Annotated in this window: 8 protein-coding genes; all 8 read left to right on the forward strand. The window is 27.9% G+C overall.

Annotation, left to right across the window (positions count from 1 at the left end):
* The coding region (locus tag HALO113_RS18770) for a translocation/assembly module TamB domain-containing protein (RefSeq protein WP_159780678.1) at positions 1-4,630 on the forward strand (4,630 nt) is incomplete at its 5' end.
* Positions 4,630-6,915, forward strand: coding sequence for a BamA/TamA family outer membrane protein (locus HALO113_RS18775; RefSeq protein ID WP_159780679.1), 2,286 nt, complete (start codon positions 4,630-4,632; stop codon positions 6,913-6,915). The genes HALO113_RS18770 and HALO113_RS18775, both read left to right, overlap by 1 nt.
* Before the next feature lie 116 nt (positions 6,916-7,031).
* Positions 7,032-7,841: an ABC transporter permease gene (locus HALO113_RS18780; protein ID WP_159780680.1), complete on the forward strand. Its 810-nt coding sequence runs from the start codon at positions 7,032-7,034 to the stop codon at positions 7,839-7,841.
* The gene (locus HALO113_RS18785) at positions 7,838-8,569 is read left to right on the forward strand and encodes an ABC transporter ATP-binding protein (protein ID WP_159780681.1); all 732 of its coding nucleotides are present in this window, start codon (positions 7,838-7,840) and stop codon (positions 8,567-8,569) included. Before HALO113_RS18780 ends, HALO113_RS18785 begins: the two co-directional genes overlap by 4 nt.
* A gap of 16 nt (positions 8,570-8,585) precedes the next feature.
* The gene (locus HALO113_RS18790) at positions 8,586-9,323 is read left to right on the forward strand and encodes an MlaD family protein (RefSeq protein ID WP_159780682.1); all 738 of its coding nucleotides are present in this window, start codon (positions 8,586-8,588) and stop codon (positions 9,321-9,323) included.
* Positions 9,324-9,407: 84 nt separating this feature from the next.
* Positions 9,408-9,971, forward strand: coding sequence for an AraC family transcriptional regulator (locus HALO113_RS18795; RefSeq protein ID WP_159780683.1), 564 nt, complete (start codon positions 9,408-9,410; stop codon positions 9,969-9,971).
* A gap of 4 nt (positions 9,972-9,975) precedes the next feature.
* Complete coding sequence (locus tag HALO113_RS18800; RefSeq protein ID WP_159780684.1) at positions 9,976-10,422, forward strand: response regulator; 447 nt, start codon at positions 9,976-9,978, stop codon at positions 10,420-10,422.
* Between the two features lie 5 nt (positions 10,423-10,427).
* A partial coding sequence (locus HALO113_RS18805; RefSeq protein ID WP_159780685.1) for a PAS domain-containing protein occupies positions 10,428-12,345 on the forward strand: 1,918 nt, incomplete at its 3' end.

Raw genomic sequence — 12,345 nt, forward strand, 5'->3', positions numbered from 1 at the left:
AATCTATTTAGAAGGTATTACCGCTAAAATTGATAAAAACAAAGATTCTATTTTTAATTTTGATTATATTATTAAAGCGTTTGCTTCTACAGATAATAAGGAAACATCAGAACCCACAAAAATAGATATTAATGAAATAATTGTTGAAAAATCTTATTTTTCTTATGATGACATCATTAACAAAAATGATTTTACAGTTAAAATTACTCAATTTGAAACATCTTTTAAAGAATTTGATTTAGACAATTTAACTTTTACTATTCCAAGTATAAAATTGGATGGTTTACAATTAAAATTAAATCAAGGTTTGGTTGAAACAACAAAAAAAGTAGACCAAAAAATAACGGAAGAAACCGCTACAAAAAATATTTCATTACATCTTAAAGAGATTAATTTAACAAATATTAATGTAATTTATAAAGATGAAATTAGTTTATTGGATACTCAAATTTCGTTTCAAAAATTCAATACTATACTCAACTCATTCGATTTAAATCAAAAGAAAATAGGTATAGAGTCGTTGTTATTTGAAGATCTTTATGGTAAATTAAACTTAGGAAAACAGTCTAAGGAAAATTCCTCTGGTATTTCAGAAACAAATAATACCTTTTGGGAGATTAATGCTAATAAACTAGATTTAAATAATATTAATTTTATTTATAACAATAATAATTTCGTATCATCAAAAGGACTAGATACTAATCATTTAGATTTCAAAAAAACCAATCTAACAATTGAAAACTTTATTTATACTCCTTCTAAAATCTCTGGAAAAATCACCCGACTTAATGGCTCAGAAAAAAGTGGTTTACTTATTAAAGATTTAACTACTGATTTTGAATATACTGATAAAAATACTTCTTTAAAAAATTTAACTTTTATAACACCTGTTACTCATTTAACTGATGAAAATGTAGCAATTTCATATCCTTCGATCTCTTCTGTTTCAACTAATCCAGAAAAAATGTATGTAAATGCTCAATTTAAAAACAGCAAAATTGGTTTCAAAGATATCTTATTAATAGTTCCCGATTTAGTTGACCAAATACCATTTAAAAGTTATCCAAATAGTATTCTAAATTTAAGCGCACAAATTAAAGGAAAATTAGACAATCTATTTATAAAAGAATTTAATTCTAGTGGCCTTGGATTTACTAAAATAAACATGGAAGGTACTATTAAAGGATTACCAAAAATTGAAACTAGTATTTTTAATCTTAAGATTAATCACTTTGAAAGTTCTTCACAAGATATTAAGCAATTCGTTCCTCAAGGTACCTTACCTCAATCTATTACATTACCTGAAAAATTCTCTTTAAAAGGAAATTTTATAGGATCAATAAATGATTTCAAAACGCATCTCGATTTAGAAAGTTCGTTTGGTAAAGCTACTGCTGATGCAACCTATGATCAAACTAAGAAAGAAAATGAAAAATATTATTTAAAGGCCACATTAAAAGCCTTTGAAATAGGAAAACTAATTCAAAATGAAACAATAGGAAAAGTTACTACTCATGCCACTTTAGAAGGAAATTCTCTAAATCCAAAAACAGCCAATGCTAAAGCTAATTTGGAAATTGTTTCTGCCTATTATAATCGATACAACTATTCCGATTTAATAGTCACTGGAAATATAAAAAATGGAAAATTTGATGTGATTTCAAAAAGTAAAAATCCTAATTTACGTTTTGATTTAACTTCAACAGGCGATTTTGATAATAAATATCCGAAAGCAAAATTGGACTTAAAAATTGATTTTATCGATTTAAATAAATTGAATCTACATGCAGGTGCTTTAAAAATGAAAGGAAATATATCAGGAGATTTTGAAACCTTAGACATAAATCATTTAAATGGGACACTTAAAGCAACTCAATTTTTAGTAGCTTTAGAAAATGAGCAATTTCCATTAGATACAATTGCTTTAAAAAGTGTAGCTACTGCAACTCAAGATTCTTTAATTCTAAAATCTCAATTTATAAATGTGAATCTTAATGGTAACTATCAATTGGCAAATTTATCTGAATCTCTTTCCTCAAGTTTAGCTCATTACCTAGATTCCAAAAGAGAATCAAAACAGCCTAAAGAATCGCAACAAATCCAATTTGATATTTATATAAAAGAAGAAGAAATTCTGAAAAAAATTGTTCCCGATTTAGAAGAAATGTCTGCTATTACGATTAAAGGAGCTTATAACTCTACAAAGGATAGTATTGTTATCAAAGGTAACATTCCTAATTTAAAATATGCTGGTAATGAATTAATTGCTGCAAATTTTTCGTTAGACAAACAAAATGATGCCTTAATATATGATGTACAATTAGAAAAAATACAAAACAATAACTTAATAGTTCCTAAAACAAAATTTTTTGGAACTATTGAAAATAACTCTATAAACTATCAACTTCAACTAGTAGATCCTAAAGACGTTGAAAAATATCATATTTCAGGTAAATATTCGATAGCTGATGACAAATCACAACTTATTATAAACCCAGAAAAATTAATATTAAACTATAAAAACTGGTCGTTAGATGATCAAAACCAAATCCAAATTGATAATACAGGCATAAATATTAAAGATTTTATCCTCAATAATGGGTCTAGCACATTAACAATTCAATCAGAGAATACTAATTCTACTGCACCTATTCGTATAGAAATGAAAGATTTCGAATTAGAATCGCTAACTAATATAATTCATTCTGATTATGAATTCGGCGGTACAATAAACGGAACGACTACCCTTGAAACTCATAGTAAGAATCCATTTTTCATAAGTGATTTAGAAATTGATAACTTGACTCTTAAACAAGATACTATTGGAAAAATTGCACTAAAAGTGGACAATAAAATAGCCAATACATTTACTGCAAATTTACTTCTAACAGGTAATGACAATCAAGTGGAAATTAATGGTGATTATGAAACTAGCTTAGGCATGTTAAACTTAAATGTTAATTTAGAAAAACTACAGATGCAATCTATAGAGCCTTTTACTTATGGTAATTTAAAAGAAAGTGAAGGCTTTTTAAATGGTAAATTAATTTTATCAGGAAAAGCCACAAATCCACAAATTGAAGGCGCTTTAAAATTTAATAATGTAGGTTTTAATGTAAGTACATTAAATTCAAAATTCAAATTGATTAATGACGCTATTGATTTTCGAAACAATTTGATTGTTTTTAAAACATTCCGTTTTAAAGATGAAAATGATAACGATTTAGAAATAAATGGTACAATTAATAGTACCAATTATGCTAATCTAGGCTTTGACTTGAATGTGATAGCAAGTAATTTTAGAGCTGTAAATTCTGAAGCAAAAGACAGCGATTTATTTTATGGAGAACTCTATTTGGATAATAATTTAAATATAAAAGGAGATTTCGAAAGTCCAATTATTGATGGGAATATAAAAATTAATAAAGACACCAAATTTACTATAGTATTACCTCAAGAAGATCCTTCAATAGTAGACAGAGAAGGAATTGTTGAATTTATCGATCAAGATCAACCCGTTTTAGTTACTGTAAAAGATCCTATGAAAGAAATTACAGAAACTGAAATAAAAGGGATTAATGCTTCTGTAAATATTGAAATAGATAAAGAGGCTGAAATTTCTATCATCATTGATAAAGCTAATGGAGATTTCCTAAAATTAAAAGGAGAAGCAGAATTAAATGGCGGAATTGATCCATCTGGAAAAACAACTCTTACAGGCAAGTATGAATTTACAGACGGTTCTTATGAAATGAATTTTAATTTGATTAAAAGAAAATTTGATATTAAATCAGGTAGTTATATTCTATGGACAGGTGAACCTACAACGGCTAATGTAAATGTAACCGCTATTTATAAATCTGATGTTGCACCCATAGATTTAGTAATTGACCAATTAGGAGAAGTTGCTTCCAATATTAAAAATACTTACAAACAAAAAATTCCTATTGAAACACAATTAAAAATGACTGGTGAGCTAATGAAACCAGAAATTAATTTTGATATTGTTTTACCTGAAGGAAATAACAACGTTTCTACCGAAGTTATTAATACTACTGAAGCCAAACTAGAACAAATAAGACAAGATGAAGATGCCATGAATAAACAAGTATTTGCTATTCTATTATTAAATCGTTTTATAGGTGAAAATCCTTTTCAAAGTGAAAGTGGTGGTATAAGTGCAGGATATTTAGCCAAACAAAGTGCTAGCAGAATACTATCAGAACAATTGAATCAAATTGCCAGTGATTTAGTAAACGGATTTCAAATCGATTTCGATTTAGAAGCTACAGAACAGTATACAACCGGTGAAAAACAGGATCGCACCGATTTAAATGTAGCGGTATCCAAAGAATTATTAAATGATCGATTAAAAATCTCAGTTGGAAGTAGTTTTGGAATTGAAGGAACTCCTAATAAGAATGAACAAGCAAATACTATTGCTGGTGATTTAAGTGCTGAATATTTACTCACAAAAGACGGTAGATATAAACTGAAAGCTTATAGAAAAAATAATTATCAAGTAGCCTTACAAGGTCAGGTAGTTGAAACAGGAGTAGCCTTTATCATTACTATGAATTATGACAAGTTCAAAGAATTGTTTCAAAAAAATAAGGATAAAAAACAATAATGAAAAAACACAATTACTTATACCTATTCATTTTGGTACTTTTTCTTTTGGGTTGTAGTGGTACTAAAAACATACCTGAAGGAGATTTATTATATATTGGTCATCAATTAAACGTCGTAGGTGAAAAGACTTCCAAAGAAGAAAGAAAAAAAATAGAAAAAAATTTAGATGAAATCATACGACCTAAACCTAATCGCTCCATTTTAGGAATGCGACCTGGAATTTTCTTTTATAATTTAGCTGGAGAAGTAACTAAAGAAAAAGGGTTTAGATATTGGCTAAAAAATAAATTAGGTGAAAAACCAGTGCTTTTTAGTGAAGTTGATAGGGTTTATAATAAAAAAATTATTAGAAATTATGCTGAAAATAAAGGATTTTTCAATGTAAAAGTAGCCAGTGATTCTACTCGCAAAGGAAAAAAAGGAAAAGCAGTATATGATGTTTCATTAAACTATCAATATTTGATTAAAAACATACTATATCCAACTGACTCATTACCTATTTCTAAACAAATTACATCCTTTCAAAAAAATAGTATTTTAAAAATGGGAGAACCCTATGATTTGGATAAAATTAAAACGGAAAGAGCTCGCATTGATGCCCAATTAAAAGAACTCGGATACTATTATTTTAATGAGAACTATATTATTACAAAAGTAGATAGTACCGTAGGAAACCATCAAATAGATTTACTTTTAGAACTTAAAAATGATACTCCTGAAAAAGCAAAACAAGCTTACCGAATTAAGGAAATTTATGTTTATCCCAACTTTAAAATTGAAAACGACACTTTAAATGAAAAAGGTAAAAATGTTGTAAAAGAAGAAAATTTCTCAATAATTGATGATGAAAATTTATTCAAACCTATCGTATTTAAAAATACTCTAAATTTTGAAAAAAATGATTTCTATAATCGATCCAATCATAACTTATCATTAAATAGATTAATAACTTTAGGAACATTCAAATTTGTAAAAAATGAATTCAAAGAAAACGATACATTAGGTAATTATTTAGATGCTTATTATTATTTAACACCTCTACCTAAAAAATCCATTCGATTTGAAGCTTTAGCAAAAAGTAATTCAGCAAATTATTCAGGAACTGAGCTCAACATAAATTGGAGCAATAGAAATACTTTTAGAGGTGCCGAGTTATTAGCTATATCCGTTTTCGGCGGTTTAGAAGTTCAAGTTTCAGGACAAAATAATGGTTTTAATGTTTATCGTGTGGGTGGGGAAACTAGTTTAACTTGGCCTCGTTTTATTACTCCATTCCAAGTACATACTGCTAGTGGTTATGTTCCAAAAACAAAAGCATTAATCAATTATGAATACCAATTTCGTAGTCAATTGTATTCTTTACAAACATTTAAAAGCTCTTTTGGTTATCTATGGAAAGAAAATAGTAGAAAAGAACACAACTTAAATATTTTTGATATCACTTACACTACTTCAAATGGAGTAACCGATTTGTATAAAGCACAAATATTGGAAAATTCATCCTTAGAAAAAGTAATTCAAAAACAATTAATCTTTGGCCCAACCTATTCTTATACCTATACTAATACTATGCTTACCCAAAAAAGAAACACTTTTTATTTTAAAGGTGGTGCCGATTTATCAGCAAACGTTACCGGTTTATTACTAGGCGCAAATGATGCTATTAATCCAAAAAGTATTTTAGGGGTTCCTTTTAGTCAATTTGCGAAATTGGATATCGATTTCAGACACTATTTAAATCTTGGAAATGAAACAAAATTAGCAAGTAGAATAATCATAGGTGCTGGTATTCCTTATGGCAATTCAAACGAATTACCTTTTATTAAGCAGTTTTTTATAGGAGGAACAAGTAGTATAAGAGCATTTAGAGCCCGATCCATTGGTCCTGGAACTTATCTAGATACGACAAATACAACTTTCTTAGCGGATCAATCAGGTGATATAAAACTGGAACTTAATACCGAATTAAGAGCTAAAATTTATAATTTCATAAAAGGGGCAATATTTGTAGATGCAGGTAATATTTGGCTACTTAATAATGTGGATAATAAAGAGGGGGCGAAATTTAGTAAAGATTTTTTGAGCCAATTGGCAGTTGGAACAGGACTCGGGCTTCGATTTGATTTTGATTTTTTAATTTTAAGAACTGATTTTGCTTTTCCATTAAGAAAACCTTATTTACCTAAAGGGGAAGAATGGGTAATTGATGATATCGATTTTGGAAACCGCACTTGGAGAAAAGAAAATTTAATCTTCAATCTAGCTATTGGTTATCCCTTTTAAGAAAATATATTTTGAGGGTAATTTTAACATAAGAATTATGTAAGATTAAAAAAAAATAATATAAGTAATTCGTTGGGTTTTCTATCTAGTTTTGAATAACTAATAAAAAACCAAACATGTCACAATTAAGCCCAAATAATTCGTCTTATAATCAATTTCTTCGGATTGATATAAAACAAAAGTTTATCGCTTTTTTTATTGATGTAGCCCATGTTATATCCTATTTAAAAAATGTGTACAAAAACATTTTTACATCTACTTTTGAAAAAAACGAATTTCTAAAACAATGCTATCAAATTGGTAATAAATCAGTCGGGTTAATCTCAGTTACAGGAATTATAATCGGTTTGGTACTCACTATTCAGTCTCGACCTCCATTAGTTGAATTTGGAGCAGTAGCCATGCTTCCTGGAATGGTAGCTATTTCCATCATAAGAGAAATGGGACCCGTAATTACAGCACTAATTTGTGCTGGTAAAATTGGTTCTAGTATGGGTGCAGAATTAGGTTCCATGCGAGTTACCGAACAAATCGATGCTATGGAAGTATCTAATACCAATCCTATTAATTTTTTGATTGTTCCTAGAGTTTTAGCTGCTACGGTTATGCTTCCCATTTTAACTATATATGCAGACATAATAGGAATTTTTGGAAGTTGGCTAGGAGTTAACATTAAAGATGATGTAAGTCTTACCCTATTTATCAATCAAGCTTTTAGTAGTGTAGAATTTATTGATCTAATACCTGCTTTTATTAAATCTTTCTTTTTTGGGGCTGTTATTGGTTTAGTAGGTTGCTATAAAGGATATAATACAGGAAGAGGAACCGAAAGTGTAGGAATTGCGGCTAATTCTGCAGTAGTTACATCCTCTTTATTATTAATTATTGTCGATTTAATCGCAGTTCAAATAACTGATTTATTATGAAAAATGTACTAATCGATATTAAAAATCTTAAAAAAAGTTTTGGTAACCAACATATACTTCAAGGTGTTACTATGCAACTTTTCGAAAATGAAAATTTAGTAATACTTGGAAAATCTGGAACAGGAAAATCGGTATTGATAAAATGCATTGTTAATTTATTAAAACTAGATTCTGGAAGTATTAAAGTAGATAATTATGAAATTGCAAATTGTAATTCTGAAGAGTTAATAGAAGTAAGAAAAAAAATTGGTTTCTTATTTCAAGGAGCTGCTTTATATGATTCTATGACAGTAAGAGAAAATCTAACGTTTCCATTAACACGATTGGATAAAAAATTCTTAAAAGAGGAAATAACTCAAAAAATCGAAAATGTATTGGACGATGTAAGTTTACCCGAAGCAATTGACAAAATGCCTTCTGAACTTTCGGGAGGAATGAAAAAAAGAATTGGTTTAGCTAGAACTCTGATTGTTAATCCAAAAATTTTATTATATGACGAACCAACAACGGGTTTAGATCCTATTACCTCTGATGAAATAAGTCAATTAATTAATAAAACCAAAAATAAATTTAAAACCTCATCTATAATTATTACACATGATATTAAATGTGTTAAAACTGTTGCCGATCGAATTATTATGCTTAAAGATGGCACCGTTTATAAGGAAGGAAGCTTATCCGAATTTGAAAACGACCCTGACAGTTATATACAATCATTTTTTAACTAAACAAAATTAAACAAATATGGAATCAAACAATACCTATAAAATAAAATTAGGACTTTTTGTAAGTCTTGGTTTATTATTCTTATTTTTTATTATCTTTCTTATCGGAAGCCAACAAAATCTATTCAGTTCTCAAATTAAACTCACCACAAAGTTTAAAAATGCGAGTGGCTTGCAAGTGGGTAGTAAAGTGCGCTTCTCTGGAATAGACGTGGGAACAGTAGATAATATAGAAATAGTAAATGATAGTACGGTTCAAGTAGACTTATTAATCAATTCAGATGTCAAACAATTTATCAAGAAAAACAGTAAAGCATCTATAGGTTCGGAAGGAGTTATTGGTGATAAATTATTGACTATTTCTCAAGGCTCTGCAACTGCAAAAGAAATAAAAAATGGAGATGTGATTAGATCATTTGAACCCGTAGAAATGGATGATATTCTCGCATCGGTTAAAGTAACAGCCGAAAATGCAGAAATCATAAGTGATGAATTGGCCATTCTATTAGGAGATATTAATGATGGTGAAGGAACATTAGGAAAACTAATGAACGATGAAAGCATGGCACAAGATTTAGAAAAAACCATGGAAAATTTAAGAAAAAGTTCCAAAGGTCTAAATGAAAACATGGAAGCAGCCAAACATAATTTTCTATTGAGAGGTTATTTTAGAAAAAAAGAAAGAGAGAAAAGAAAAGCTTTAGAAAAAGCGCAACAAGAAGCGGAAGAAAGACAAGAAGAAAATAAAAATAAATAATTTCAACGTCTAAGTTATGTTTAACAAATATAACTTTTTATTAAACATTTTTATTACTTTTACCAAAAATTAAAAACAAATAAAGTGAAACTATTTTTAAAACTCGACACCAATGCCTTGGCAAAAAAAATTTTAGATGAAAAATTGAAGGATTTTCATGTAAGATTTGAGGTAATAAATGCTTCTGAAGTATTATTTCTAGAAAATATTTCAACAGATAAATACGATAAAATAATAGGTGTATTAGAAGAATATGGTTTTGAAATAATTGAGAACCAAAAAAATATATTGGTACAAAAAATTAAAGATGCTATTGTAGAAATGGTTTTTAGTGATGATGCGCCTAATGTTAAAAGTTCTGTTTATTTATCTGAAAAATTAGATCATAGTTATGGTTATTTATCTAATTTATTTTCTGAAGTAACCTATACCTCTATTGAAAATTTTATCATTTTACAAAAAATAGAATTAACAAAACAGCTCATTGTAAATGAAAATCTTAGTTTAACCGAAATAGCATTTAAACTAAATTATTCTAGTGTAGCACATTTAAGCACACAATTTAAGAATACAACAGGTATAACACCTTCTGCTTTCCAAAGAATTATTAGTAAAAGAAGAGAAATTGCAACTAAAAACATTAACTAAAACTATGCATAAAGATTATATACTTATCACATTAGCAGACGACGATGAAGATGACCGTTTGTTTTTTACTGATGCTTTTGATGAATTAAAAATTAATACTGTGGTAAATACTTGTAATGATGGGAAAGAATTACTTGAATTTTTAAACCATCCTGATTCGGTTTTACCAAATATTATTTTTCTCGATTTAAATATGCCTATAATGAATGGTATTGAATGTTTAAAAGAAATTAAGAAAAATGATAAATTTAAAGACATTGCAATTGCTATCTATTCTACCTCATCTTCTGATCAAGATGTAGAAAACACATTTATTTTAGGTGCAAATATTTATATTAAAAAACCAAGCGACTTCAATACTTTGAAAAAAGTATTATCTGAAGTAGTTACAATTAATTGGCAATACCATACTAGCGGACTTAACAAGGATAACTTTTTATTACGTTTATAATTATTATGAAGGAAACAAGTTTCAAATCGACCAAATTTCATAAAATCATCTTTACGATTAGTTTATTCGTAGTATTATTTATTGGAGCTATTACTTATAGACACTTTAATATTGTCTCTGAGACTTCAGATAAAATTATACATACTTATGATGTAACTTTAGAATTAGAACACTTGTTTTCATATATTAAAGATTCTGAGAATAGCATGAGAGGCTTTCTAATTACTAAAGAAAGTAGCTATTTAAACCCGTATTTTACAGCAAATAAAAATATTAATGAATCTTTTTCTAAACTCAAAAAATTAACTAGCGATAATAAAAAACAACAACAAAATTTAAATGAGCTTTTTGAAATAATCAAGAAAAGATTAGATTATAATGGGGAATATTCTGATCCAGATATTAGTAAAAATATAGAAGATACTAAAGAATTTAAAAGTGATTTTAAAGAAAGTAGAAAACTTCTTTTAGCCATAAGAGAAAAAATCAATTTAATGATTGAGTTAGAGAATTCTTATTTAAAAGCACGCAGTTCGGTTTATAATGAACAAGTGAGCATTACTCCTATCTTAACACTTAGTATTCTATTTATCACCATTTTACTAATTGTTTATTCCTATTATAAAACGTCAAAAGATCTTGAAAATATAAAAGATGCCAATAATACCTTAAATAAGTCTATTTTCTTAAGTTCGAAAGCTGAAATACTATCTAATTTTGGAACATGGGAATGGGATTTAGTAACACAACAAATTAAATATTCTGACAATTTATACCGATTATTAGGCTATGAGCCACAATCTTTCCCTTCATCAAATGATAATTTCATCAACTTTGTACATCCTGATGATAAAGATTTAGTTTTAGGTATTATGGATAGTGTTGTTAAAGAAGAAAACCTAGAACCTGCAATATTTAGAATAGTAAAACCAGATGGAGCAATACGATATTTTAGTGCCACTGGAAAATTATTTGCAGAAAAATTAAGACACAAAACTATTTTGGGCGTTACTCATGATATAACAGAAGAAATTCATAACAAACTACTATTAGAAAAGAACATCCAAGATTTAAAAAAATTAAATAATGAGTTAATCATTTTTGACCAATCAAGCAGACAAGCCGAAATACTTGGAAATTATGGCAGCTGGATTTTAAATTTTGAAAATAATAAATTTATCTATTCCGATAATATGTTCCGTTTGTTAGGAAACGAACCTCAGTCTTATGATGCCACATTAAAAGATTTAATTTCCCGTGTACATGAAGAAGATAGGCATATTGTTTTAGAAGCTAGTGAAAAAGCCAATACAACAGGAGAAATTCCTACCATGAACTATAGAGTTATCAAAAAAGATGGTGAAATAAGGCATTTTAGAACTATTGCTAAATCTTTTACCGATTTAAGTGGCACTGAAAGTATGATTGGAACAACGCAAGATGTTACCGATGATTATAATAAGAATGAGTTACTAGAAGAACGAAACTATGAATTAGAACAAAATATAAAAGAATTAAGCGAATTTAACCATGTTGCTAGTCATGATCTTCAAGAACCATTAAGAAAAATTCAAACTTTTATTTCAAGAATAACTGAAAAAGAAAAAGAAAACTTAACCGATTTTGGTAAAGATTATTTAATTCGAATTGAAAAAGCTTCTAATCGAATGCGAATATTAATTAATGATTTACTACAATATTCTAGAACAAACAGAGGAGAGAATAATTTCACACAAGTAGATTTAAATGAAGTTTTAGCAAACAGTATTTCAGAATTATCTCAAAATATTGAAGATAAAAAAGCGATTATACAATATGATCAATTGGAAACAATTGAAGGTGTAGAGTTTCAAATGCAACAATTATTTACTAATCTAATTAGCAATTCTCTTAAATATTCTAAAGAAAATATTAAACCAGAAA

This window comes from Flavobacterium sp. 9AF (genome assembly GCF_902506265.1).
GTDB lineage: Bacteria > Bacteroidota > Bacteroidia > Flavobacteriales > Flavobacteriaceae > Flavobacterium.